Raw genomic sequence first — 25,418 nt, forward strand, 5'->3', positions numbered from 1 at the left:
TGCCGAATCAGCACCTATAAAGATTCGTGCGACACGGAGCGCTATCGATGTCCTCTCGCCTCAACAGCCGGTCCTCTTCATCCTCCCGCCAGGCCCGCCTGCAGAACTGCACGCTGTCCCTGCTGACCGCCGCCATCCTGCTGGCCGGGGCCCAGGCCGCGCCGGTCATGGCCGCCACTGCCACCAGCCAGCCGGCGCGCAACATGGGCGACTACAGCTTCGCCATCGACCAGCAACCGCTGGTGTCGGCACTGAACGCCTTCACCGCCGTCACCGGTTGGCAGGTCGGCCTGCCGGCGGAACTGGGCGAAGGCATCGCTTCTCCGGGCGTGCGCGGTTCGCTGCCACCGGAAAAAGCCCTGGACCGCCTGCTGATGGGCACCAACCTGAGCTACCGCAAACTGGGCGCCAACAATATCGTCCTGGAAAAGCGCGCCAGCGGTGGCGCCCTGACCCTGCAACAGGTGACCATCAGCGCCACGCGCCAAGAGCAGGACGTCGACAGCGTGCCCAGCACCGTCACCGTGCATGACCGCCAGGACCTGGACCGCAACAACGTCAACACCATCAAAGAGCTGGTGCGCTACGAGCCGGGTGTTTCGGTCGGCGGCGCCGGCCAGCGTGGCGGCGGCATCAGCGGCTACAACATCCGCGGCATTGACGGCGACCGCATCCTGACCCAGGTAGACGGCGTGGAGATTCCCAACGGCTTCTTCAACGGCCCCTATGCCAAGACCCAACGCAATTACGTCGATCCGGAAATCATCAAGCGCGTGGAAATCCTCCGCGGCCCGGCGTCGGTGCTGTACGGCAGCAACGCCATCGGCGGCGCGGTCAGTTACTTCACCCTCGACCCGGACGACATCATCAAGCCCGGTAAAGACATCGGCGCCCGCCTGAAGACCGGCTACAGCTCGGCCGACGACAGCTGGCTGAAATCCGCCACTGTGGCTGGACGCAGTGGTCAGTTCGACGGCCTGCTGCACTTCAGCCAGCGCGACGGCCACGAAACCGACTCCTACGGCAGCAACAACGGCACCGGCCTGGCGCGCACCGCCGCCAACCCGGAAGACGTGCGCACCACCAACGTGCTGGCCAAGGCCGGCTGGAACTACGCCGACGACGCACGCTTGGGCCTGACCTACGAGAAGTACAAGGACGACCGCGACACCAACCAGAAGAGCGCCGTGGGCGGCCCGTTCAACGCCGGCCAGCCGCTGGGCATGTACCGCTCGCGCACCGGTAACGACACCATCACCCGTGAACGCTTCGGCCTGGACAACCGCTTCGCCCTCGACAGCCTGCTGGCCGACCACGTCAAGTGGAGCCTGAACTACCAGATCGCCAAGACCGACCAGAGCACCCTGGAAAACTACTTCCCGTTCACCCGCAACGTCATGCGCAGCCGCGAGACCCTCTACGAAGAGAAGCAGTGGGTCTTCGACGCCCAGGCCGACAAGGCCTTCGCCATCGGTGAAACCGAGCACCTGCTGACCTACGGCACCACTATCAAGCAGGAAAAGGTCACCGGCTCGCGCAGCGGCAGCGGCACCTGCCTGGCGGTCGGCCGCGGTTGCACGGCGGTCGGCGCCATCAGCCCGTCCGACGTACTGAAGAAGTCCAGCGACTTCCCGGACCCGACCATCAACACCTACAGCCTGTTCGCCCAGGACCAGATCAGCTGGAACAAGTGGACCTTCCTGCCGGGCCTGCGCTACGACTACACCCAGCTCAAGCCGCACATCACCCAGGAGTTCCTCAACACCGTGGCCGCCGATGGCCAGGGTGAGGTGAGCGACGAGAACAAGACCTGGCACCGGGTCTCGCCCAAGTTCGGCCTGACCTACGCCCTGACCGACCAGTACACCTGGTACGGCCAGTACGCCGAGGGTTTCCGCACCCCGACCGCCAAGGCGCTGTACGGCCGCTTCGAGAACACCACCACCGGTTACCGCGTGGCGCCGAACTCGAACCTCAAGCCGGAGAAAAGCCAGAGCTATGAAACCGGCCTGCGCGGCAAATTCGAGTCCGGCAACTTCGACGTGGCGGTGTTCTATAACAAGTACCGCGACTTCATCAACGAAGACGCGGTGACCCCGGGCTACGACGAGCTGACGTTCCAGAGCAACAACATCAAGCACGCCACCATCAAGGGCGTGGAAGTCAAAGGCCGGCTCAACCTCGACGCCCTGGGCGCGCCGCAGGGCCTGTACACCCAGGGTTCGGTGGCTTATGCCTACGGTCGCAACAACGACACCGGCGAACCCCTGAACGCGGTCAACCCGTTGACCGGCGTGTTCGGCCTGGGCTACGACCAGGATAACTACGGCGCCCTGCTCAGCTGGACCCTGGTCAAGAAAAAGGACCGCGTCGACAGCAGCAGCTTCAAGACCCCGGATGGCACCAGTAGCCAGTTCAAGACCCCGGGCTACGGCGTGCTCGACCTGACCGGTTTCTACAAGGTCAGCGACGACGTCACCCTCAGCGCCGGCGTCTACAACCTGGCCGACAAGAAGTACTGGCTGTGGGATGACGTGCGCGGCTACGACAGCGTCGGCGAAGCCGCCGTGCTCAGCCCGGCCAACCTCGACCGCCTGACCCAGCCGGGTCGCAACTTCGCGGTCAACCTGATCTGGGACATCTGACCCGGCCTACCTCACTGCGCTTTTCGATGGGGCGCAGTGAGGATTTTTTACTGTGCCGCGTCTACTTGTTCGTCTAGTTAGCAAGTGCTTCTCATTTCAAGCTCTCATTTTCACTTCCCAAGGACATTGTCATGACCACCCAGGATTCCCCACAGCGCCCGAGCCTGCGCTCCCAGCGCCTGAACCAGATCACCCACGAACCCCATGCCAAGCTCGACGCCCTGGTCAAGGCCCACGCGCCGTTTGAAAGCGCCAGCAGCTTTGCCCGTTTTGTCGTCGCCCAGTACCTGTTCCAGTCCGAACTGGTCGCCCTCTACAACGACCCGGCGCTGATCGCCATCGTCCCGGACCTGGCAGAACGTTGCCGCGCCGAAGCGGCCAAGGCCGACCTGGCGGACCTGGAAACCGAAATCCCGGCCCCGGTGGCGGGCGCGGTGCAGAACCCGAGCAAGGCCGAAGCCCTGGGCTGGCTGTTCGTCTCCGAAGGCTCCAAGCTGGGCGCGGCGTTCCTGATCAAGCGCGCGGTGGGCCTGGGCCTAAGCGAAACCTTCGGTGCCCGGCACCTGGGCGAACCGGCGGGCGGTCGCGCCGAAGGCTGGAAATCCTTCACCCGCACCCTCGACGGCCTGGCGTTCAGCGCCGAAGAAGAAGCCGCGGCGGAAAAAGGCGCGCTGGATGCCTTCAACCGCTTTACTGTGCTGCTGGAAAAGGCCTACGACACGGCGCCTGAACTGGCCTGATTTTTTCGCCGGCGCGCTCGTTCCTGTATTGAAGGCGTAGACTCACGCCCGTTGCAGGAACGAACCTGCTGACATCAGCCGTTTTCCCCACCCCTTGTGGATTGAGCCCCATGCTCGTCACCTCATCATCGAACCCATGACCGGCACAACCCGATCCCCGTCCAAAGCCTCCCGCCTGTTCTTCGGTTGCCTGGCTTACGTCAGCCTGGCCATCGGCCTGATCGCCATCGTCGTCCCCGGCCTGCCGACCACCGAGTTCGTGCTCCTCGCCGCCTGGGCCGCGACCAAAAGCTCGCCACGCCTGAGCGCCTGGATGGAAAACCACCGCCTGTTCGGCCCTATCCTGAGCAACTGGCGCAACGGCCGGATCATCAGCCGCCGGGCCAAGGTCAGTGCCACCCTCAGCATGCTGCTGTGCGCCGGCCTGATGCTGAGCCTGCTCACTCATCACTGGACCCTGTACCTGGCGCTGGCCGGCATGGGCCTGGGCAACCTGTGGATCTGGTCGCGCCCGGAGGCTCTGGCCCAGGCCTCCTGACTCCTCTGCAAGAGCAGCCGGTCGACGCTCGGTTGCTCGCGACATGCCCTCCAGCGAAACCTCCCTCCTCCCCGTTTATGTCAAACACATGACCGCTCGTCGGCTTTTTCTCAGGCAAATGCCGCTCAAGCCGATGTTCCGGGCATGGCGCTGAATGGACTTGGCGACCGGAGTCATCCGACTCACCGCTCACCACCAGTCCATTCGCGAGATCGCCCCATGTTCGACTCTCTGTCCATTCGCCTGAAAATCGTGCTGTTGTCCGGACTCTGCCTGCTCGGCGTGGTGGGCCTGATCGTCGGGATGAACATCTACCAGACCAACCAGAACGATCAGCTGGTCAGCAGCTCCAGTTCGCGAATGCTCACCGACAGCGTGCAGAACCTGCTGCAGGCCCGGGCCGCCGAGCAGGCGGTACGGGTGCAGAAAACCTTTGGCGAAAGCCTGCTGGTGATCACCGCCCTGGCCGACCAGATCAACGACCTGCGGGCCATGGCCGGCAAGCGTTCGCTGGACGCCGCGACGCTGCGTGAAGAGCTCAACCACAGCCTGAAAACCGCCTTCGAACGCAACACCAAGGTGCTGGGCATTTGGCTCGCCTATGAGCCCAACGCCCTCGACGGCAAGGACAGCGAGTTCGCCAACGACGCCGGCCATGCCTCCAACGAAGCCGGGCGCTTCGCCAGTTACTGGAGCCGTGCCGGCGGCACCGGGCTGAACACGGTGATGGTCGAAGAGGACATGAACAAGACCACCCTGAGCGTCAGCGGCACCCCCTACAACAGCTGGTACACCTGCCCGCGCGACAGCAAGCGCACCTGCCTGCTCGATCCGTACGCCGACACCGTGGGCGGCAAGCTGATGCTGATGACCACCATCTCCCTGCCGCTGATCGTCGACGGCAAAGTCATAGGCGTGGTCGGCGTGGACATCGCCCTGGACGCCCTGCAGGCCGCGGCCGCCGAGTCCCAGCGCGGGCTGTTCGACGGTGCCGGGCACATGCTGATCGTCGCCGGCAGCGGCATCCTCGCCGCCTACAGCAACGATGCGGCCAAGGTCGGCAAAGGCATCGCCGACACCCTGGGCGCCGAAGGCAAGGATGTCCTGCAATTGCTGGCCGGCAATACCCCGAAAATCCTCAAGCAGGGCGACCTGATCCGCGCCGTGTATCCGGTCAGCCCGATCGCCGACGCCCGCCCCTGGGGCGTGGTGATCGACCTGCCGGAGCAGGTGCTGCTGGCCGACACCGTGAAACTCCAGAGCGTGCTCGACGACGCCCAGGCCCAGGGCACCCTGGTGTCTGTACTGGTGGCGGCGGTCGCCGGCGTGATCGGCCTGCTGCTGATCTGGCTGACCGCCTCCGGCGTGACCCGGCCGATCAACAGCGTCGCGCAGATGCTCAAGGAAATCGCCAGCGGCGACGGCGACCTGACCCAACGCCTGAAGTACAGCAAGCAAGACGAGCTGGGCGAGCTGGTGAGCTGGTTCAACCGCTTCCTCGACAAGCTGCAACCGACCATCGCGCAGATCAAGCAGAGCATCACCGACGCCCGCGGCACCGCCGACCAGTCCTCGGAGATCGCCCGCCAGACCAGCGAAGGCATGCAGGTGCAGTTCCGCGAAATCGACCAGGTGGCCACCGCGTCCAACGAAATGAGCGCCACCGCCCACGACGTCGCCAACAGTGCCTCGAACGCCGCCAACGCCGCCCGTGGCGCCGACCAGTCGGCCAAGGACGGCATGACCATCATCGAACGCAGCACCCGCGACATCAGCACCCTGGCCGAGGAAGTCAGCAAGGCGGTGGTCGAGGTCGAGGCCCTGGCGGTCAACAGCGAACAGATCGGCTCGGTGCTGGAAGTGATCCGCAGCATTGCCGAACAGACCAACCTGCTGGCCCTCAACGCCGCCATCGAGGCAGCGCGCGCCGGGGAAAGCGGCCGCGGCTTCGCGGTGGTCGCCGACGAGGTGCGCAACCTGGCCAAGCGCACCCAGGATTCGGTGGAAGAGATCCGCGTGGTGATCGAGCGCATCCAGAGCGGCACCCGGGGCGTGGTGGCGACCATGCATTCGAGCCAGGCCCAGGCCCAGAGCAACGCCGGGCAGATCCAGCAGGCGGTGCAGGCCCTGGGCAAGATCAGCGACGCGGTCACGGTGATCAGCGACATGAACCTGCAGATCGCCAGCGCCGCCGAACAGCAGAGCGCGGTGGCCGAAGAGGTCAACCGCAATGTCTCGGCGATCCGCAGCGTGACCGAGTCCCTCACCGAACAGGCCACCGAATCGGCCCAGGTCAGCAGCCAGCTCAACGCCCTGACCACCCAGCAGATGAAGCTGATGGATCAGTTCCGCGTTTGACCTTGCCCCTGTAGGAGCGAAGCTTGCTCGCGATGGTCGTCAAGGATGACGCGTACTCACGGGCTGAATGCGGCGCTCTCCGGTTCATCGCGAGCAAGCTTCGCTCCTACAGGTAGTTCTTGCTCCGTCACAGGGCTGCGGCGCTTCACTTTTTTGATCTATGCTGGCCCCTCTCTTGCGGAGGGCCTGCAATGACCGATGTGCTGTCGTCTGTTCAAGCCGCGCTTGGCTTGCCTCTTACCCCGATTGCCTTGACCTCGAGCGGCGCCCTGCCCTCGGCCTTCGCCGTGACCGAACTGGCCAGCGCCAGCATCGCGGCGGCCGGCCAGGCGGCGGCCGGGCTGCTGTTCAGCCAGACCGGGCGCCAGCCCACCCTGAGCGTCGACCGACGCCTGGCCTCCTTCTGGTTCGCCACCTCCCTGCGCCCGCTTGGCTGGAGCGTGCCGCCGCTGTGGGACCCGGTCGCCGGCGACTACGCCACCCAGGACGGCTGGATTCGCCTGCACACCAACGCGCCCCATCATCGCCAGGCGGCCGAACAGGTACTCGGCCGGGCCGCGGACCGGCCGGCCATGGCCGCCAAGGTTGCGCAGTGGAACAAGAGCGACCTGGAGCAGGCGGTGGTCGCCGCCGGAGGCTGCGCCGCCGAAATGCGCAGCTGGGCCGAGTGGCAAGCCCACCCCCAGGGGCAGGCCGTGAATGCCGAGCCCCTGGTGCATTACTTGAAGCAAGGTGCAAACGCCGCGCAGCCCTGGCGCGGATCGCTGTCACGCCCCCTGGCCGGAATCAAGGTGCTGGACCTGACCCGGGTACTGGCCGGCCCCATTGCCAGCCGTTTTCTGGCCGGGCTGGGCGCCGACGTGCTGCGCATCGACCCGCCGGAGTGGAACGAGCCCGGCGTGGTCCCGGAAGTCACCCTGGGCAAACGCTGCGCCCGCCTGAACCTGCACGACGCCGCCGATCGCCAGGTCTTCGACGGCCTGCTGAGCGAAGCCGACCTGCTGCTGCACGGCTACCGTGCCGATGCCCTGGAACGCCTCGGCTACGGTGCGGCCGAGCGCCAGCGCCTCGCCCCGGGATTGATCGATGTATGCCTGAATGCTTATGGCTGGAGCGGCCCCTGGCAGAACCGCCGTGGCTTCGACAGCCTGGTGCAGATGAGCAGCGGCATTGCCGAGGCCGGCCAACGCTGGCAGCAGGCCAATAAACCGGTACCGCTGCCGGTGCAGGCCCTGGACCACGCCACCGGCTACCTGATGGCCGCCGCCGCGATCCGTCTTTTGACCCAACAACTGCAAACCGGGGCCGTCGGCAGCGCGCGACTGTCGCTGGCGCGCACCGCCAAGCTGTTGATCGAGCACTCCCATGGCAGCGCCGAGCCCGCCTTGCGTGCCGAAGACCAGGACGATCAGGGATTGCTGGTGGAGCAGACCTCCTGGGGCCCGGCCTATCGCCTGCAAGTGCCCTTGCAGATCAGCGGCACGCCCCTGCAATGGGCCTACCCCGCCAGCGACCTGGGCGCCCATCGGGCGAAATGGTGAGCCCTGTAGCCGCTGCCGAGCAACGCGAGGCTGCGAACGAGGTAGGCGGCATTCCGACACAGTCCTCGCCAAGCCTGTGCACGCGGCATGATTTACGTCCGCTTCGCGGCCGATCGCAGCCTCGCGGGCTCGGCAGCGGCTACAGGTGCGGGGGGATTACAAAGTAGTCCACAGATGCTGCGCCGCGTAACCGCGCCAGGGCCGCCAGGCCTCGGCGCGGGCCAGCAGCTGGCTGGCACTGACCGGCCCGCCTTCGAGCGCCGCCAGGGCATTGAGCAGGCCCACGTCCGCCGCGGGAAAGGCATCCGCTTCGCGGAACTGGCGCAGGGCCACGTAATGCGCGGTCCAGTCGCCGACACCCCATAGCGCCCGCAAGGCGGACAGGCTGTGTTCGAGGCTGGCCTTGGGGGCAAACAGCTGCGGATTGTCGAGCAGCGCCTGTGCCACGCCGGACAGGGTTCGCCCCCGGCTGCGCGGCATGCCCAGGCTCGCCAGATCGGCGCCGGCCATTCGCCCCGGCTCAGGGAAAACATGGCTCAACCCCGCTGGCGCCCCCATACAGCTCAATGGCTGGCCATACTGCGCCACCAGCTTGCCCGCCAGACGGATGGCCGCCGCCACCGTGATCTGTTGCCCCAGCACCGCGCGCACCGCCAGCTCGAAACCGTCCCAGGCGCCGGGTACCCGCAGTCCCGGCCGCGAGGCAATCAAGCGGGCCATCAGCGGGTCGGCGGACAGGTGCCGGTGGATCGGTGCCAGGTCGGTGTCCAGGTCCAGCAGGCGGCGGATGCGCGCAACGATCCGCGTGTGGGCTTGCGGGTCGGGAAAGTGCAGGGTCAGGGCCAGTGCATCGCTGTCGCCCGGGCTTACGCTGAACCAGCCGTGCATGCCATCGAGGCTGATGCTGCGCGAGTAGCAGTCGCCGCTGACGGTCTCCAGCCCGGCGATGGCCCGCGCCCGGAGAAAGGCCAGCATCGCCGGCCAGTCATAAGGCGGCTGGTAAGCGAGCCTCACAGCGACAGCACACCGCTGTACAGGCCATAGGCGGCCAGGGTGGCCCCCGCGACCACGCAGGCGAAAATGCCTTTCTCGATGGCAGTGAACAACGGCTCGCCCTGCTCGCGCTTGGCCTTGGCGAACAGGATCACCCCGGGGGCGTACAGCAGGGCCGACAGCAGCAGGTACTTGACCCCACCGGCGTACAACAGCCAGACCGCGTAGCACAGGGCCACGCCACCGATGCACAGGTCTTTCATGCGTTCGGCCGAGGCCTGCTCGTAGGTTTCGCCGCGGCCGCTGAGCAACACCGCGTAGGCCGCCGACCACAGGTAAGGCACCAGGATCATCGACGAGGCAAGGTAGATCAGGCTGGTGTAGGTCCCGGCGGAGAACAGGGTGATCAGCAGGAACACCTGGATCATGCTGTTGGTCAGCCACAGGGCATTGACCGGCACGTGGTTGGCGTTTTCCTTCTTCAGGAAGGCCGGCATGGTCCGGTCGCGAGCCGTGGCAAACAGGATCTCGGCACACAGCAGCGCCCAGGACAACAAGGCGCCGAGCAGGGAAACCGCCAGGCCGACGCTGATCAGCAACGCCCCCCAGGGACCGACAATGTGCTCCAGCACCGCCGCCAGGGATGGGTTCTGCAAGGTCGCCAGCTCCGGCTGGCTCATGATCCCCAGGGACAGCACGTTGACCAGCACCAACAGGGCCAGCACGCCGATAAAGCCGATCACCGTGGCCCGGCCGACATCCGAGCGTTTTTCGGCCCGGGCCGAATAGACACTGGCGCCTTCGATGCCAATGAACACGAAGACCGTGACCAGCATCATGTTGCGCACCTGGTCCATCACCCCGCCGAAGTTCGGGTTGCCGCGGCCCCAGATGTCGCGGGTGAAAATGTCCGCCTTGAACGCCACAGCGGCAATCACGATGAACATCACCAGCGGCACAATCTTGGCCACGGTGGTCAGCAGGTTGATGAAGGCTGCTTCCTTGATCCCGCGCAGCACCAGGAAATGCACCGCCCACAGCAAGACCGAGGCGCAGGCGATGGCCACCGGGGTATTACCCTGGCCAAACACCGGGAAGAAATAACCCAGGGTGCTGAACAGCAGCACGAAGTAGCCGACGTTGCCCAGCCAGGCACTGATCCAGTAACCCCAGGCGGACGAGAAGCCCATGTAGTCGCCGAAACCGGCCTTGGCGTAGGCGTACACCCCCGAATCGAGTTCAGGCTTGCGGTTGGCCAGGGTCTGGAACACGAAGGCCAGGGTCAGCATGCCCACGGCGGTGATCGCCCAACCGATGAGGATCGCCCCCGCGTCGGCCCGGGCCGCCATGTTCTGCGGCAAGGAAAAGATCCCGCCGCCAATCATCGACCCCACCACCAGGGCAATCAGGGCGCCGAGTCGCAGTTTTTGTGTGGTTTGTGGCATGCCTACCTCTGCATCCGGTCCAATTGTCCGACAACCAAACTATATGCAAATAAATAACTTCCACACGCTGGCGACAGACTAAAAGAGTCAATTATTGATCTTTTATGGATCCAATGACATGACACCGATCAGAACTCACTGAATCTTGGCGAGTTTTATTTTTTGTAAAGACTGAATGCCATCAACCGGCCAGCCCCCTTATAACTTTTTTACTAGTTGCACATTCTTAAAAGCAGACTAGTTTCAACTTTGCGTTAACAAGAAGCCCTGCCACCTTGCCTTCCAGGCCTTCTGAAACACTGCTTTCAGGCCTCCTGCCGACTACCGCAAAGACTGCTTAAGTCATTCATTCACAATGGAATGTAGCGATGACCTGATCTAAGTCAGCTGTTTTTATTACGCGCAGATCTACTCTGACGTCTCTCTTCTCCTGCAATGGAGTCACGCAATGTCTGACACTCCCGGAAAACTACGACTTGGTGCGTTAGTCGCCTTGGTAGTCGGCTCGATGATTGGCGGCGGGATCTTTTCCTTGCCACAAAACATGGCGGCAAGTGCCGATGTAGGCGCTGTTCTTATTGGTTGGGCTATTACCGCTGTCGGTATGTTGACGCTGGCCTTCGTGTTCCAGACCCTGGCCAACCGCAAGCCCGATCTGGACGGTGGTGTCTACGCCTATGCCAAGGCCGGTTTCGGCGACTACATGGGCTTTTCTTCGGCCTGGGGCTACTGGATCAGCGCCTGGCTGGGCAACGTCGGCTACTTCGTGTTGCTGTTCAGCACCCTGGGCTATTTCTTCCCGATCTTCGGCGAGGGCAACACGCCGGCCGCGGTGATCGGCGCCTCGGTCCTGCTGTGGGCCGTGCATTTCCTGGTGCTGCGCGGGATCAAGGAAGCGGCCTTCATCAACCTGGTGACCACGGTCGCCAAGGTGGTGCCGCTGCTGCTGTTCGTGCTGATCGCCCTGTTCGCCTTCAAGCTGGACATCTTTACCGCGGACATCTGGGGCGTGAAGAACCCCGACCTGGGCAGCGTGATGAACCAGGTGCGCAACATGATGCTGGTCACCGTCTGGGTGTTCATCGGCATCGAAGGCGCGAGCATCTTCTCGTCCCGCGCGGAAAAACGCTCGGACGTGGGCAAGGCCACCGTGATCGGCTTCATCACCGTGCTGCTGTTCCTGGTGCTGGTGAACGTGCTGTCGCTGGGCATCATGACCCAGCCGGAACTGGCGAAGCTGCAGAACCCCTCGATGGCGGCGGTGCTGGAGCATGTGGTCGGCCACTGGGGCGCGGTGCTGATCAGTGTCGGCCTGATCATCTCGCTGCTGGGGGCGCTGCTGTCGTGGGTACTGCTGTGCGCGGAGATCATGTTCGCCGCGGCCAAGGACCACACCATGCCGGAGTTCCTGCGCAAGGAGAACGCCAACCACGTGCCGGTCAACGCCCTGTGGCTGACCAACGCCATGGTGCAGATCTTCCTGGTGATCACCCTGTTCTCGGCCAGTACCTACCTGTCGCTGATCTACCTCGCCACCTCGATGATCCTGGTGCCCTACCTGTGGTCAGCGGCCTATGCCGTGCTGCTGGCGGTGCGCAGCGAAACCTACGAAGCGGCCCTGGCCGAACGCAAGAAAGACCTGCTGATCGGCACCATCGCCCTGCTCTACGCGATCTGGCTGCTGTACGCCGGCGGGATCAAGTACCTGCTGCTCTCCGCCCTGCTCTACGCCCCCGGCGCGATCCTGTTCGCCAAGGCCAAGCTGGAGTTGGGCAAACCGATTTTCACCAACGTCGAGAAGCTGATTTTCGCCGCAGTGGTCATAGGCGCCCTGTTGGCCGCCTACGGGCTCTACGACGGCTTCCTGACCCTGTAACGGCACGATTGTTTCTACCTCTGGAGGATCACTGTAATGACCACGGAAAAAGTTAAGTACGGCGTTCATTCCGAAGCCGGCAAACTGCGCAAAGTCATGGTTTGCTCCCCAGGCCTGGCCCATCAGCGGCTGACCCCGAACAACTGCGATGAACTGCTGTTCGATGATGTGATCTGGGTCAACCAGGCCAAGCGCGACCATTTCGACTTCGTCACTAAAATGCGCGAGCGTGGGATCGAAGTCCTGGAAATGCACAACCTGCTGACCGATACGGTGCAGAACCCCGAAGCCCTGAAGTGGATCCTGGATCGCAAGATCACCCCCGACACCGTCGGTGTCGGCCTGACCAACGAAGTGCGCAGCTGGCTCGAAAGCCTGGAGCCACGCAAGCTGGCCGAGTTCCTGATCGGCGGCGTAGCCGGCGAGGACCTGCCGGAAAGCGAAGGCGCCAGCGTGATCAAGATGTACCGCGACTACCTGGGCCACTCCAGCTTCCTGCTGCCGCCGCTGCCCAACACCCAGTTCACCCGCGACACCACCTGCTGGATCTATGGCGGCGTGACGCTCAACCCGATGTACTGGCCGGCCCGGCGCCAGGAAACCCTGCTGGCCAGCGCCATCTACAAATTCCACCCCGAGTTCGCCAATGCCGACTTCGAGGTCTGGTACGGCGACCCGGACAAGGATCACGGCCAGGCCACCCTCGAGGGCGGCGACGTCATGCCAATCGGCAATGGCGTGGTGTTGATCGGCATGGGCGAGCGGACCTCGCGCCAGGCCATCGGCCAGCTTGCACAATCCTTGTTCGCCAAGGGTGCGGTGGAAAAAGTCGTGGTCGCCGGCCTGCCGAAATCCCGCGCGGCGATGCACCTGGACACCGTGTTCAGCTTCTGCGACCGCGACCTGGTCACGGTCTTCCCGGAAGTGGTCAAGGAAATCGTGCCGTTCGTCATCCGCCCCGACACCAGCAAGCCCTATGGCATGGACGTGCGACGGGAGAACAAATCGTTCATCGAGGTGGTGGCCGAGTCCCTGAACCTCAAGCAACTGCGCGTGGTGGAGACCGGTGGCAACAGCTTCGCCGCCGAACGCGAGCAGTGGGACGACGGCAACAACGTGGTGGCCCTGGAACCGGGCGTGGTCATCGGCTATGACCGCAACACCTACACCAACACCCTGCTGCGCAAGGCTGGCGTGGAAGTGATCACCATCAGCGCCGGCGAGCTCGGCCGCGGCCGTGGCGGCGGCCACTGCATGACCTGCCCGATCGTGCGCGACCCGATCGATTACTAAGCGCCTCTTATTCCGACATAGCAGCTTGCCGTTGCCCCCACGACGGGCCTCGGCAAGTGGACGACCGAAATCAAAGGAGATCCATCATGGCTTTCAACATCCACAACCGTAACCTGCTGAGCCTCGAGCACCACACCGCGCGCGAACTGCGCTACCTGCTCGACCTGTCCCGCGACCTCAAGCGCGCCAAGTACACCGGCACCGAGCAGCAGCACCTCAAGGGCAACAACATCGCCCTGATCTTCGAGAAAACCTCGACCCGCACCCGTTGCGCCTTCGAGGTCGCCGCCTATGACCAGGGCGCCAACGTCACCTACATCGACCCGAACTCGTCGCAGATCGGCCACAAGGAAAGCATGAAGGACACCGCCCGCGTGCTCGGGCGCATGTATGACGCCATCGAGTACCGCGGCTTCAAGCAGGAAATCGTCGAAGAACTGGCGAAGTTCGCCGGGGTGCCGGTGTTCAACGGCCTGACCGATGAATACCACCCGACCCAGATGATCGCCGACGTGCTGACCATGCGTGAGCACGCCGACAAGCCGATCCATGACATCAGCTACGCCTACCTGGGCGACGCCCGCAACAACATGGGCAACTCCCTGCTGCTGGTGGGCGCCAAGCTCGGCATGGACGTGCGCATCTGCGCGCCAAAGGCCCTGTGGCCCCATGACGACCTGGTCAGCCGCTGCAAGAAATACGCGGAAGAAAGCGGTGCCCGCATCACCCTGACCGAAGACCCGAAAGCCGCGGTCAAGGGCGTCGACTTCATCCACACCGACGTCTGGGTATCGATGGGCGAGCCGGTGGAAGCCTGGGCCGAACGCATCCAGCAACTGCTGCCGTACCAGGTCAACGCCGAGCTGATGAAGGCCACCGGCAACCCACGGACCAAGTTCATGCACTGCCTGCCGGCGTTCCACAACAGCGATACCAAGGTCGGCAAGCAGATCGCCGAGCAGTATCCGAACCTGGCCAACGGCATCGAAGTGACCGACGACGTGTTCGAGTCGCCGGCCTGCATCGCCTTCGAGCAAGCGGAAAACCGCATGCACACCATCAAGGCGATCCTGGTCTCGACCCTGGCCGACCTGTAACCCCGACGCCCGGGCCGACCGCCTGGCGGCCGGCCCCTCGACCTGTAGGAGCGAGGCTTGCCCGCGATGGCGTCAAACCTGACACCCCACCATCGCAGGCAAGCCGCGCGCCCACCGGATCACCGAATTCTGGAAGGAATGCATTATGCGTATCGTCGTCGCATTGGGCGGCAACGCCCTGCTCCGCCGTGGTGAACCCATGACCGCGGACAATCAACGCGCCAATATCCGGATCGCTACCGAACAGATCGCCAAGATCCATCCCGGCAACCAGCTGGTGATCGCCCACGGCAACGGTCCGCAGGTCGGCCTGCTGTCGCTGCAGGCGGCGGCCTACACCTCGGTGTCGCCTTACCCGCTGGACGTGCTCGGCGCCGAAACCGAAGGCATGATCGGCTACATCATCGAACAGGAACTGGGCAACCTGCTGGACTTCGAAGTGCCCTTCGCCACCCTGCTGACCCAGGTCGAAGTCGACGCCAAGGACCCGGCGTTCCAGAACCCGACCAAGCCCATCGGCCCGGTCTACAGCAAGGACGAAGCGCAAAAGCTGGCCAAGGAAAAAGGCTGGGCCATCGCCCCCGATGGCGACAAGTACCGCCGCGTGGTGGCCAGCCCGAAACCCAAGCGCATCTTTGAAATCCGCCCGATCAAATGGCTACTGGAAAAGAGCAGCATCGTGATCTGCGCCGGCGGTGGCGGCATCCCCACCATGTACGGCGAGGACGGCAAGCTCAGGGGCATCGAGGCGGTGATCGACAAGGACCTGTGCTCGGCGCTGTTGGCCGAACAGCTGGAAGCCGATCTGCTGGTGATCGCCACCGACGTCAACGCAGCCTTTATCGACTGGGGCAAGCCGTCGCAGAAAGCCATCGCCCAGGCGCACCCGGACGAAATGGAAAAACTCGGCTTCGCCGCCGGCTCCATGGGACCAAAGGTCCAGGCGGCCTGCGAGTTCGCCCGCCATACTGGAAAAGTCGCGGTGATCGGTTCACTCTCGGACATCGAAGCGATCGTCCAGGGCCAGGCCGGCACACGCATCAGCACGGCCCAGCCGGGCATCACCTACCGATAAGAGAAACTCAGGGTGCAGGCTCCAGGCCTGCCCCTCTCCCATGCCTTGAAAGGAGAGAACCATGGCCCAGTTCGAACCCGGTCATTTGCACATCGAACGACACGCGCTGAACAAGGACGATGTCAGCTACAACATCTGCATCGACTACGAGGTCGCGCAGGATCCCAAGGAAGGCAAAGGGATGCAGTTCAAGATGCATGGAACGATCCAGGGCAAAGCGGTCGATGAACCCTTCTTCCTGCCCAAGGATCAGGCGTACAACTTCGCCAGCAACGTGACGAAAATCGCCGAGAAGTATGGGATTCCCAAGGCAATGAGCAGCATAGGTTCGGTGCACAAGCACTACGACGCGATGTTCGAGGATGTGCGGGTGCAGTTGAACATGAAGTCCGGGGATCCGGTAAAACCCGAACATCTCGAGTAACCCCAGCCCGTGGGTCGCGGGCTTCCTCTACCGCTGACTTGTAGGAGCGAGGCTTGCCCGCGATGGTCGTCAAGGATGACGCGGGCAGCCTGACATGCCGCGGCGTCTTCGAGTTCATCGCGAGCAAGAACTGGGCGTCCCCCTTGCTCCTACAAGAAGTCCCTGCGGACCCTACGGCGAATTTCACCAATGGCGTCCGCCAAGGCATACTTGCCCCCCTCCGTTTTCCAGAACCCTTGATCGCCCCATGCGCATCCACGTCAGCTTTATCGACCGCGTCGGTATCACCCAGGAAGTCCTGGCCCTGCTCGGTGGGCGCAACCTCAACCTGGATGCGGTGGAAATGGTGCCGCCCAACGTCTACATCGACGCCCCGACCCTCAGCCCACAAGTGTTGGAAGAGCTGCGCGATGCGCTGTTCAGCGTGCGTGGCGTGCAGGCGGTGACGGTGGTCGACATCCTGCCCGGCCAGCGCCGCCACCTGCAGCTCGATGCCCTGCTGGCGGCGATGACCGACCCAGTGCTGGCCCTGGACAGCGCCGGCAAGGTGCTGCTGGCCAACCCGGCGCTGATCGCCCTCTATGGCCGCGAACCGGCCGGGGAAAGCGTGGCCGAGCTGTTCGACGACCCGGCGCTGCTGGAAACCCTGCTGGAACAGGGCTTTCGCCTTCCCCTGCGGGAAATCACCCTCAACGGCCAGACCCTGCTGCTGGACGCCACACCGATCACCGACGCCGGCGCGCTGCTGACCCTGTATCAGCCCAATCGCATCGGCGAGCGCCTGTCGGCCCTGCACCACGACCATGCCGAAGGCTTCGATGCCCTGCTCGGCGACTCCCCGGCCATCCGCACCCTCAAGGCCCGCGCCCAGCGTGTCGCCGCGCTGGATGCGCCGCTGCTGATCCAGGGCGAAACCGGTACCGGCAAGGAGCTGGTGGCGCGGGCCTGCCACGCCATCAGTGCGCGGCACGGCGCGCCGTTTCTCGCGCTGAACTGCGCCGCCTTGCCGGAAAACCTCGCCGAAAGCGAGCTGTTTGGCTACGCCCCCGGCGCTTTCACCGGCGCCCAGCGCGGCGGCAAGCCGGGGCTGATGGAGCTGGCCAACCAGGGCACGGTGTTTCTCGACGAAATCGGCGAAATGTCGCCCTATTTGCAGGCCAAGCTGCTGCGTTTTCTCAACGACGGCAGCTTTCGCCGGGTCGGCGGCGACCGTGAGATCAAGGTCAATGTGCGGATCCTCAGCGCCACCCACCGCGACCTGGAAAAGATGGTCGCCGAGGGCAGCTTTCGCGAAGACCTGTTCTATCGCCTCAACGTGCTGAATGTGGAAGTGCCGCCCCTGCGCGAGCGCGGCCAGGACATCCTGTTGCTGGCACGCTACTTCATGCAGCAGGCCTGCGCACAGATCCAGCGCCCGGTCTGTCGCCTGGCGCCCGGCACCTATCCGGCGCTGCTGGGCAACCGCTGGCCCGGCAACGTGCGCCAGCTGCAGAACGTGATCTTCCGCGCGGCGGCGATCTGCGAAAGCAGCCTGGTGGACATCGGCGACCTGGATATCGCCGGCACCTCGGTGGCGCGCCAGAACGACACCGAAGTCGAGAGCCTGGAACAGGCCGTCGAGGAGTTCGAGAAGACGCTGCTGGAAAGTCTCTACGTCAACTACCCCTCGACCCGCCAACTGGCCAGCCGCCTGCAGACCTCCCACACCGCCATCGCCCATCGCCTGCGCAAATACGGCATCCCCAACAAGCCCTGAAAGCCTGACGGCTGTCGCTTCCGCTCTGCTTCTGTAGGAGCAAGGGGGACGCCCAGTTCTTGCTCGCGATGAACCTGAGCGCTATGCGGGTTCAAGTATCGCGCTGCCGTTGAGATTTTTCGCGAGCAAGCTTCGCTCCTACAAAGAAACAGTGCGAAAAGCGACCTCCACCTGTACTGAAAGCGCTACAGCGGAACGATATCGCTACAGCCGGTTGTAATCAGCGCTACGCAAGGCTTTGATCCCCATAGGCTTTTCCCTGGCCCTCCAACTGTAGCGATTTCGCTACAGCTGTCAGCTTCCACTCGCCAAGAAAAAAATTTAACTCATTGATTTATAACAACTAAAAAACATTGGCCGCATTTTTGCTAAGGGCTTATCCATTCAGCTCGGCCCTGCACGAGCATTCAATCGCGTCCACCAGACGAATCTGGCCCCTTGAGGAGTTTCCATGAGCGAGTTGCGTTTTACTGAAGATCACGAATGGCTGCGTACCGAAGCCGATGGCAGCGTTACCGTTGGCATCACAGCTTTCGCGCAAAACGCCCTGGGCGATGTGGTGTTCGTGCAATTGCCGGAACTGCAGGCCTACGACAAGGGCGCTGAAGCCGCCACCGTGGAATCGGTAAAAGCCGCCAGCGGCGTGTACATGCCCCTGGACGGTGAAGTGGTGGAAACCAACCCGGCCCTGGAGGCAAGCCCGGAGCTGGTCAACGAAGACCCGCTGGGCGAAGGCTGGTTCTTCCGTTTCATTCCCGCGGACGCCGCCGCTGTCGGCCAACTGCTGGATCAGGACGCCTACGACCGCCTGATCAAAGCCAACGCCGACGCCTGAGGAGCCGCCATGACTCAAGTTAACCTGAGCACCGCCAACGAATTCATCGCGCGCCACATCGGCCCGCGCCAGGACGACGAGCAAGCCATGCTCAACAGCCTGGGCTTCGACTCCCTGGAAGCCTTGAGCGCCAGCGTGATCCCCGACAGCATCAAGAGCACCAGCGTCCTCGACCTGCCCGCCGGGCAGAGCGAAGCCGACGCACTGGCCTCGATCAAGGCCATCGCCGCCAAGAACCAGCTGTTCAAGACCTACATCGGCCAGGGCTACTACAACTGCCACACGCCGTCGCCGATCCTGCGCAACCTCCTGGAAAACCCGGCCTGGTACACCGCCTACACCCCGTACCAGCCAGAAATCTCCCAGGGCCGCCTGGAAGCGCTGCTGAACTTCCAGACCCTGATCAGCGACCTCACCGGCCTGCCGATCGCCAACGCCTCCCTGCTCGACGAAGCCACCGCCGCCGCCGAAGCCATGACCTTCTGCAAGCGCCTGAGCAAGAACAAGGGCAGCCACGCCTTCTTCGCCTCCAGCCATTGCCACCCGCAAACCCTCGACGTGCTGCGCACCCGTGCCGAGCCGCTGGGCATCGACGTGGTGGTCGGCGACGAGCGCAAACTGACCGACGTCAGCCCGTTCTTCGGCGCCCTGCTGCAATACCCGGCGAGCAATGGCGACCTGTTCGACTACCGCGAGCTGACCGAGCGCTTCCATGCCGCCAACGCCCTGGTGGCGGTCGCCGCCGACCTGCTGGCGCTGACCGTGCTGACCCCGCCGGGTGAGTTCGGCGCTGACGTGGCCATCGGCAGCGCCCAACGCTTCGGCGTGCCGCTGGGCTTCGGTGGCCCGCATGCGGCCTACTTCTCCACCAAGGACGCGTTTAAGCGCGACATGCCGGGCCGTCTGGTCGGGGTGTCCGTGGACCGTTTCGGCAAGCCGGCGCTGCGCCTGGCCATGCAGACCCGCGAGCAACATATCCGCCGCGAGAAAGCCACCAGCAACATCTGCACCGCCCAGGTACTGCTGGCCAACATCGCCAGCATGTACGCCGTGTACCACGGCCCCAAAGGCCTGGCCCGGATTGCCCGGCGCATCCACCAGTTGACCGCGATCCTGGCCCAGGGCCTGAGCAAACTGGGGATCAAGGTCGAGCAGGAAAGCTTCTTCGACACCCTGACCCTGCACACCGGCGCCCGCACCTCAGCGCTGCACGACAAGGCCCGCGCCCAGCGCATCAACCTGCGGGTAATCGACACCGAGCGCCTGGGTCTGTCCCTCGACGAAACCACCGGCCAGGCCGACGTACAAGCGCTGTGGAGCCTGCTGGCCGACGGTCAGGCCCTGCCGGACTTCGCCGCGCTGGCCACCACGGTACAGAGCCGTATCCCGGCGCCGCTGGTGCGTCAGTCGGCGATCCTCAGCCACCCTGTGTTCAACCGCTATCACTCGGAAACCGAGCTGATGCGCTACCTGCGCAAGCTGGCCGACAAGGACCTGGCCCTGGACCGCACCATGATTCCGCTGGGCTCGTGCACCATGAAGCTCAACGCCGCCAGCGAAATGATCCCGATCACCTGGGCCGAATTCGGCGCCCTGCACCCGTTCGCCCCGGCCGAGCAAAGCGCCGGCTACCAGCAACTGACGTCCGAACTGGAAGCCATGCTCTGCGCCGCTACCGGCTACGACGCGGTGTCCCTGCAGCCGAACGCCGGCTCCCAGGGTGAATACGCAGGCCTCTTGGCCATTCGTGCCTATCACCAGAGCCGTGGCGACGACCGTCGCGACATCTGCCTGATCCCTTCGTCCGCCCACGGCACCAACCCGGCCACCGCCAACATGGCCGGCATGCGCGTGGTGGTCACCGCCTGCGACGCCCGCGGCAACGTCGATATCGAAGACCTGCGGGCCAAGGCCATCGAGCACCGCGAGCACCTCGCCGCGCTGATGATCACCTACCCGTCGACCCACGGCGTGTTCGAGGAAGGCATCCGCGAAATCTGCGGCATCATTCATGACAACGGCGGCCAGGTGTACATCGACGGCGCCAACATGAACGCCATGGTCGGCCTCTGCGCCCCGGGCAAGTTCGGCGGTGACGTGTCGCACCTGAACCTGCACAAGACCTTCTGCATCCCCCACGGCGGTGGCGGCCCGGGCGTCGGCCCGATCGGCGTCAAGTCGCACCTGGCGCCGTTCCTGCCGGGCCATGCGGCCATGGAACGCAAGGAAGGCGCGGTCTGCGCCGCGCCGTTCGGCAGCGCGAGCATCCTGCCGATCACCTGGATGTACATCCGCATGATGGGCGGTGAAGGCCTCAAGCGTGCCTCGCAGCTGGCGATCCTCAATGCCAACTACATCTCCCGTCGCCTGGAAGAGCACTACCCAGTGCTCTACACCGGCAGCAACGGCCTGGTGGCCCACGAGTGCATCCTCGACCTGCGCCCGCTCAAGGACAGCAGCGGCATCAGCGTCGACGACGTCGCCAAGCGCCTGATCGACTTCGGCTTCCACGCCCCGACCATGTCGTTCCCGGTGGCCGGCACCCTGATGATCGAGCCGACCGAAAGCGAATCCAAGGAAGAGCTGGACCGCTTCTGCGACGCCATGATCCGCATCCGCGAAGAAATCCGCGCGGTGGAAAACGGCAGCCTGGACAAGGACGACAACCCGCTGAAGAACGCCCCGCATACCGCGGCGGAAATCGTCGGCGAGTGGTCGCACCCCTACAGCCGTGAACAGGCGGTGTACCCGGTGGCCTCGCTGATCGACGGCAAGTACTGGCCTCCGGTCGGTCGCGTCGACAACGTGTTCGGCGACCGCAACCTGGTGTGCGCCTGCCCGTCGATCGAAAGTTATCAGGACGCCTAAGACGGCATCGCCGTCCATCGCGGGCCTGCCTCGCTCCCAGGGTTTCTGCGTATACCTGTAGGAGCGAGACGGCTGGCGACGAATACCGGATAGACCGGACTGCAACACCCGCTTCCCCCGTGCGTGCCGATCAACACAATAAGAAACCGGAGAACCAACATGTCCTTGAGCGTGTTCGACCTGTTCAAGATTGGCATCGGCCCCTCCAGCTCCCACACCGTTGGCCCGATGCGCGCGGCCGCGCGCTTCGTCGAAGGCCTGCGGCGTGACGGACTGCTGGGCGCCACCACCTGCGTCAAGGTTGAGCTGTACGGCTCGCTCGGCGCCACCGGCAAGGGCCACGGCAGCGACAAGGCCGTGCTCCTGGGCCTGGAAGGTGAACACCCGGATACCGTGAATACCGAAAACATTGCCGCGCGCCTGCAGGAAATACGCAGCAGCGCACGCTTGACCCTGCTCGGCGAACACGTCATCGCGTTCAACGAGAAAGAACACCTGGCCATGATCCGCAAACCCCTGGCCTACCACCCCAACGGCATGATCTTCCGTGCCTTCGATGCCGCCGGGTTGCAGATCCGCAGCCGCGAGTACTACTCGGTGGGCGGCGGTTTCGTGGTTGACGAGGACGCCGCGGGGGCCGACCGCATTGTCGAAGACACCACCAAGCTGACCTTCCCCTTCAAGAGCGCCAAGGACTTGCTCGGTCACTGCACCACCTATGGCCTGTCCATCAGCCAGGTGATGCTGACCAACGAAAGTGCCTGGCGACCGGAAGCGGAAACCCGCGCCGGCCTGCTGAAGATCTGGCAAGTGATGCAGGACTGTGTGGATGCCGGCTGTCGCAACGAAGGGATCCTGCCTGGCGGCCTGAAGGTCAAGCGCCGTGCGGCCGCCCTCCACCGCCAGCTGTGCAAGCACCCAGAGGCGGCCTTGCGCGACTCCTTGTCGGTGCTGGACTGGGTCAACCTGTACGCCCTGGCGGTCAACGAAGAAAACGCCAACGGCGGGCGTGTCGTCACCGCGCCCACCAATGGCGCCGCCGGCATCATCCCGGCGGTGCTGCACTACTACATGCGCTTCATCCCCGGCGCCAATGAAGACGGGGTGGTGCGTTTCCTGCTGACCGCTGCCGCCATCGGCATTCTCTACAAGGAAAACGCCTCCATTTCCGGTGCAGAAGTCGGCTGCCAGGGCGAGGTCGGCGTGGCCTGCTCGATGGCAGCCGGAGGCCTGTGCGAAGTGCTCGGCGGTACGGTGCAACAAGTGGAAAACGCCGCCGAAATCGGCATGGAACACAACCTCGGCCTGACCTGCGACCCGATCGGCGGCCTGGTGCAGGTGCCCTGCATCGAGCGCAACGCCATGGGTTCGGTCAAGGCGATCAACGCCGTGCGCATGGCCTTGCGTGGCGACGGGCAGCATTTCGTCTCCCTCGACAAGGTGATCCGCACCATGCGCCAGACCGGCGCCGACATGAAAAGCAAATACAAGGAAACCGCCCGCGGCGGTTTGGCAGTCAACATTATCGAGTGCTGATGCAGGCACACAGGCATCTCACGTTTATCCAGGAGCTGAACATGTCCACCGAAACACTGTTGAAGACCCCGCTGCATTCGCTGCACCTCGAACTCGGCGCGCGCATGGTGCCGTTCGCCGGTTACGACATGCCCGTGCAATACCCGCTGGGCGTGATGAAAGAACACCAGCACACCCGCGAGCAGGCCGGCCTGTTCGACGTCTCGCACATGGGCCAGATCCGCCTGACCGGCGCCAATGCCGCCCAGGCCCTGGAAACCCTGGTGCCGGTGGACATCATCGACCTGCCCGTGGGCATGCAGCGCTATGCCATGTTCACCAACGAAAACGGCGGCATCCTCGACGACCTGATGGTCGCCAACCTGGGCAACGACGAGCTGTTCCTGGTGGTCAACGCCGCCTGCAAGGACCAGGACCTGGCCCATCTGCGCCAGCACATTGGCCAGGCGTGCGGCATCGAGCCGCTGTTCGAGGAGCGTGCCCTGCTCGCCCTGCAAGGCCCGGCGGCCGTTACCGTGCTGGCGCGCCTGGCGCCGGAAGTGGCGAAGATGACCTTCATGCAATTCACCCGCGTGAAGCTGCTGGGCGTGGACTGCTTTGTCAGCCGTTCGGGCTACACCGGCGAAGACGGTTTCGAAATCTCGGTGCCGGCGGCCGACGCCGAAACCCTCGCCCGCGCCCTGCTGGCCGAGCCGGAAGTGGCCGCCATCGGCCTCGGCGCCCGGGACTCGCTGCGCCTGGAAGCAGGCCTGTGCCTGTATGGCCACGACATGAACAGCCAGACCACACCGATCGAAGCCAGCCTGCTGTGGGCCATCTCCAAGCCACGTCGTGCCGATGGCGCGCGGGCCGGCGGCTTCCCGGGCGCGGAACAGGTGTTCGCCCAGCAGCTCAATGGCGTGCAGCGCAAGCGCGTGGGCCTGCTGCCCCAGGAACGCACACCGGTGCGTGAAGGTGCGGAAATCGTCAACGACGCGGGCGAGGTGATCGGCAGTGTCTGCAGCGGCGGTTTTGGTCCGACCCTGGGCGGTCCGTTGGCCATGGGTTACATCGACAGCGCCTATGTCGCACTCGATACGCCAGTTTGGGCAATTGTTCGTGGGAAAAAGGTGTCAATGCTTGTAAGCAAAATGCCATTCGTTGCACAACGCTACTATCGCGGTTGATCGACTGTTTCTATAAGTAACGCGGTTGCGTTAAAAGTGCACTAATCTGTAACGCAACCGCCATAAAATAGTGCATATTTTCGATATTGAACTTGCCTTATAACAGTTGAAAACAATTGAACAACTCTATCGAATAAGCCCAGACGCCTAGTTCCGGCAACAGCTGCCAAGCTGAGGAAAACCGGGGCTTCGCAGGGCTTGTTTTTTCTCCCATAGTTGGCGTAGAGTTTCCCCACTGTGTTTGCATGGGTCGCTTGGAATCGTGACCTGGGCAGTAGCCAACAAGTTTGCTACAACCCGTTCGACGTCTCTTACTTTCCTGCAACCCAGCCCAGTACTCTTTCATGAGGAAGAGACTGTCATTAATTTTTTAGCGTCAAAGGAAATAAGAAATGTCCCAACGTCAGAGCGGTACCGTCAAGTGGTTTAACGACGAGAAAGGTTTTGGTTTTATCACTCCAGAAAGCGGTCCGGATCTGTTCGTGCATTTCCGCGCTATTCAGGGCAACGGCTTCAAGAGCCTGAAAGAAGGCCAGAAAGTGACCTTCATCGCTGTGCAGGGCCAAAAAGGCATGCAGGCTGACGAAGTTCAAGCCGAAGGCTGATCGTCTGTAACGAAAAAGCCCCTGATGCTGACATCAGGGGCTTTTTTGTGCGCGCAATTCCGTAAAATGGCTTCTTTTTTCGATCGAGAGGCCTGTGATGCCAAAGCACCTGCTAACCCCCCAGGGCGATTTTCCCGCCGCTGGCCTGGGCCGTCGTCTGGCAGCGATGTTCTACGATTTCCTGCTGTGCACCGCACTGCTGATCGTCACGGGCGGCATCTACAAGTTCATCCAGTTGCAGATCCTCGGTGAAGCCCGGATGCGCACCCTGACCGAATCCGGCGCCCTGGACGGCGATCCGCTCTACTCGACCGTCCTGTTGTTCGTGCTGTTCGCCTTCTTCGCCAAGTTCTGGACCCATTCCGGCCAGACTCTGGGCATGCAGGTCTGGGGCATTCGCGTGCAGAACGCCGACGGCAGCAGCATCAGCCTGTGGCAGGCCCTCCTGCGCTTCATGGTCTCGATCGCTTCCTGGCTGTGCGCCGGGCTGGGTTTCATCTGGGTCCTGATAGACAAACAGAAGCGCAGCTGGCACGACATCTACTCTTCCAGCCAGATCGTGCGCATTCCCAAGCAGAAAAAATAATCCGCCACAGACAAAAACGCCCCGAATGTCGGGGCGTTTTT

General features: G+C 63.7%; 19 protein-coding genes. 17 read left to right on the plus strand and 2 right to left on the minus strand.

Going from position 1 to position 25,418, the window contains the following annotated elements:
* The first annotated feature begins 47 nt into the window (after window positions 1-47).
* From J4D52_RS08970 to J4D52_RS08990, 5 genes are all read left to right on the plus strand, one after another.
* Window positions 48-2,645: a TonB-dependent receptor gene (locus tag J4D52_RS08970; RefSeq protein ID WP_102676970.1), complete on the plus strand. Its 2,598-nt coding sequence runs from the start codon at window positions 48-50 to the stop codon at window positions 2,643-2,645.
* 131 nt (window positions 2,646-2,776) lie between these two features.
* Window positions 2,777-3,385, plus strand: coding sequence for a biliverdin-producing heme oxygenase (locus J4D52_RS08975; protein ID WP_102676969.1), 609 nt, complete (start codon window positions 2,777-2,779; stop codon window positions 3,383-3,385).
* Window positions 3,386-3,521: 136 nt separating this feature from the next.
* On the plus strand, window positions 3,522-3,923 hold the full coding sequence (locus J4D52_RS08980; RefSeq protein WP_025805859.1) for a YbaN family protein: 402 nt from the start codon (window positions 3,522-3,524) through the stop codon (window positions 3,921-3,923).
* A gap of 219 nt (window positions 3,924-4,142) precedes the next feature.
* Window positions 4,143-6,281 (plus strand): methyl-accepting chemotaxis protein, encoded by a 2,139-nt coding sequence (locus tag J4D52_RS08985; RefSeq protein ID WP_102676968.1) that lies wholly within the window; start codon window positions 4,143-4,145, stop codon window positions 6,279-6,281.
* Between the two features lie 191 nt (window positions 6,282-6,472).
* Window positions 6,473-7,822 carry a CoA transferase gene (locus J4D52_RS08990; protein ID WP_102676967.1) on the plus strand — a complete coding sequence of 450 codons (1,350 nt, stop codon included), beginning with the start codon at window positions 6,473-6,475 and terminating at the stop codon, window positions 7,820-7,822.
* 156 nt (window positions 7,823-7,978) lie between these two features.
* On the opposite strand, the gene J4D52_RS08995 is transcribed toward J4D52_RS08990, so the two are convergent.
* The gene (locus J4D52_RS08995; protein WP_102676966.1) at window positions 7,979-8,836 is read right to left on the minus strand and encodes a DNA-3-methyladenine glycosylase; all 858 of its coding nucleotides are present in this window, start codon (window positions 8,834-8,836) and stop codon (window positions 7,979-7,981) included.
* On the minus strand, window positions 8,833-10,260 hold the full coding sequence (arcD, locus tag J4D52_RS09000; RefSeq protein ID WP_025805865.1) for an arginine-ornithine antiporter: 1,428 nt from the start codon (window positions 10,258-10,260) through the stop codon (window positions 8,833-8,835). The genes J4D52_RS08995 and arcD (J4D52_RS09000) overlap by 4 nt, the downstream gene beginning before the upstream one ends.
* 448 nt (window positions 10,261-10,708) lie before the next feature.
* On the opposite strand from arcD (J4D52_RS09000), the gene arcD (J4D52_RS09005) reads away from it, so the two are divergent.
* From arcD (J4D52_RS09005) to J4D52_RS09060, 12 genes are all read left to right on the plus strand, one after another.
* Window positions 10,709-12,136 (plus strand): arginine-ornithine antiporter, encoded by a 1,428-nt coding sequence (gene arcD / locus J4D52_RS09005; protein WP_025805866.1) that lies wholly within the window; start codon window positions 10,709-10,711, stop codon window positions 12,134-12,136.
* A gap of 36 nt (window positions 12,137-12,172) precedes the next feature.
* Window positions 12,173-13,429 carry an arginine deiminase gene (gene arcA, locus J4D52_RS09010; RefSeq protein WP_053280586.1) on the plus strand — a complete coding sequence of 419 codons (1,257 nt, stop codon included), beginning with the start codon at window positions 12,173-12,175 and terminating at the stop codon, window positions 13,427-13,429.
* An 86-nt stretch (window positions 13,430-13,515) separates the two neighbouring features.
* Window positions 13,516-14,526 (plus strand): ornithine carbamoyltransferase, encoded by a 1,011-nt coding sequence (locus tag J4D52_RS09015; RefSeq protein WP_023966828.1) that lies wholly within the window; start codon window positions 13,516-13,518, stop codon window positions 14,524-14,526.
* A gap of 145 nt (window positions 14,527-14,671) precedes the next feature.
* The gene (gene arcC, locus J4D52_RS09020; RefSeq protein ID WP_025805869.1) at window positions 14,672-15,601 is read left to right on the plus strand and encodes a carbamate kinase; all 930 of its coding nucleotides are present in this window, start codon (window positions 14,672-14,674) and stop codon (window positions 15,599-15,601) included.
* Between the two features lie 61 nt (window positions 15,602-15,662).
* The gene (locus tag J4D52_RS09025) at window positions 15,663-16,025 is read left to right on the plus strand and encodes a DUF5064 family protein (RefSeq protein ID WP_025805870.1); all 363 of its coding nucleotides are present in this window, start codon (window positions 15,663-15,665) and stop codon (window positions 16,023-16,025) included.
* Window positions 16,026-16,272: 247 nt separating this feature from the next.
* Window positions 16,273-17,781: a sigma-54-dependent transcriptional regulator gene (locus J4D52_RS09030; RefSeq protein WP_063432767.1), complete on the plus strand. Its 1,509-nt coding sequence runs from the start codon at window positions 16,273-16,275 to the stop codon at window positions 17,779-17,781.
* 451 nt (window positions 17,782-18,232) lie between these two features.
* Window positions 18,233-18,616 carry a glycine cleavage system protein GcvH gene (gcvH, locus tag J4D52_RS09035; protein WP_102676965.1) on the plus strand — a complete coding sequence of 128 codons (384 nt, stop codon included), beginning with the start codon at window positions 18,233-18,235 and terminating at the stop codon, window positions 18,614-18,616.
* 9 nt (window positions 18,617-18,625) lie between these two features.
* Complete coding sequence (gene gcvP, locus J4D52_RS09040; RefSeq protein ID WP_102676964.1) at window positions 18,626-21,484, plus strand: aminomethyl-transferring glycine dehydrogenase; 2,859 nt, start codon at window positions 18,626-18,628, stop codon at window positions 21,482-21,484.
* A 159-nt stretch (window positions 21,485-21,643) separates the two neighbouring features.
* Entirely contained in the window at window positions 21,644-23,020 is a 1,377-nt protein-coding gene (locus J4D52_RS09045) for an L-serine ammonia-lyase (protein ID WP_025805874.1), read from the plus strand.
* A gap of 41 nt (window positions 23,021-23,061) precedes the next feature.
* Entirely contained in the window at window positions 23,062-24,186 is a 1,125-nt protein-coding gene (gene gcvT / locus J4D52_RS09050) for a glycine cleavage system aminomethyltransferase GcvT (protein ID WP_025805875.1), read from the plus strand.
* 392 nt (window positions 24,187-24,578) lie between these two features.
* Window positions 24,579-24,791 carry a cold-shock protein gene (locus tag J4D52_RS09055; RefSeq protein WP_007931076.1) on the plus strand — a complete coding sequence of 71 codons (213 nt, stop codon included), beginning with the start codon at window positions 24,579-24,581 and terminating at the stop codon, window positions 24,789-24,791.
* Window positions 24,792-24,888: 97 nt separating this feature from the next.
* The gene (locus J4D52_RS09060; protein ID WP_063432770.1) at window positions 24,889-25,377 is read left to right on the plus strand and encodes an RDD family protein; all 489 of its coding nucleotides are present in this window, start codon (window positions 24,889-24,891) and stop codon (window positions 25,375-25,377) included.
* Window positions 25,378-25,418: the final 41 nt, after the last annotated feature.

The organism is Pseudomonas sp. GW460-12-10-14-TSB1, from assembly GCF_017349775.1.
Lineage (GTDB): Bacteria > Pseudomonadota > Gammaproteobacteria > Pseudomonadales > Pseudomonadaceae > Aquipseudomonas > Aquipseudomonas piscium.

Bases quoted from the DNA above. Each gene is read 5' to 3' on its own strand.
- J4D52_RS09055 (WP_007931076.1), top strand. From the start codon at position 24,579: ATGTCCCAACGTCAGAGCGGTACCGTCAAGTGGTTTAACGACGAGAAA.
- gcvH (WP_102676965.1), top strand. From the start codon at position 18,233: ATGAGCGAGTTGCGTTTTACTGAAGATCACGAATGGCTGCGTACCGAA.
- arcA (WP_053280586.1), top strand. From the start codon at position 12,173: ATGACCACGGAAAAAGTTAAGTACGGCGTTCATTCCGAAGCCGGCAAA.
- J4D52_RS08990 (WP_102676967.1), top strand. From the start codon at position 6,473: ATGACCGATGTGCTGTCGTCTGTTCAAGCCGCGCTTGGCTTGCCTCTT.
- arcD (WP_025805866.1), top strand. From the start codon at position 10,709: ATGTCTGACACTCCCGGAAAACTACGACTTGGTGCGTTAGTCGCCTTG.
- J4D52_RS09060 (WP_063432770.1), top strand. From the start codon at position 24,889: ATGCCAAAGCACCTGCTAACCCCCCAGGGCGATTTTCCCGCCGCTGGC.
- J4D52_RS08985 (WP_102676968.1), top strand. From the start codon at position 4,143: ATGTTCGACTCTCTGTCCATTCGCCTGAAAATCGTGCTGTTGTCCGGA.
- arcD (WP_025805865.1), bottom strand. From the start codon at position 10,260: ATGCCACAAACCACACAAAAACTGCGACTCGGCGCCCTGATTGCCCTG.
- gcvT (WP_025805875.1), top strand. From the start codon at position 23,062: ATGTCCACCGAAACACTGTTGAAGACCCCGCTGCATTCGCTGCACCTC.
- gcvP (WP_102676964.1), top strand. From the start codon at position 18,626: ATGACTCAAGTTAACCTGAGCACCGCCAACGAATTCATCGCGCGCCAC.
- J4D52_RS09015 (WP_023966828.1), top strand. From the start codon at position 13,516: ATGGCTTTCAACATCCACAACCGTAACCTGCTGAGCCTCGAGCACCAC.
- J4D52_RS09030 (WP_063432767.1), top strand. From the start codon at position 16,273: ATGCGCATCCACGTCAGCTTTATCGACCGCGTCGGTATCACCCAGGAA.
- J4D52_RS08980 (WP_025805859.1), top strand. From the start codon at position 3,522: ATGACCGGCACAACCCGATCCCCGTCCAAAGCCTCCCGCCTGTTCTTC.
- J4D52_RS08970 (WP_102676970.1), top strand. From the start codon at position 48: ATGTCCTCTCGCCTCAACAGCCGGTCCTCTTCATCCTCCCGCCAGGCC.
- arcC (WP_025805869.1), top strand. From the start codon at position 14,672: ATGCGTATCGTCGTCGCATTGGGCGGCAACGCCCTGCTCCGCCGTGGT.
- J4D52_RS08975 (WP_102676969.1), top strand. From the start codon at position 2,777: ATGACCACCCAGGATTCCCCACAGCGCCCGAGCCTGCGCTCCCAGCGC.
- J4D52_RS09045 (WP_025805874.1), top strand. From the start codon at position 21,644: ATGTCCTTGAGCGTGTTCGACCTGTTCAAGATTGGCATCGGCCCCTCC.
- J4D52_RS09025 (WP_025805870.1), top strand. From the start codon at position 15,663: ATGGCCCAGTTCGAACCCGGTCATTTGCACATCGAACGACACGCGCTG.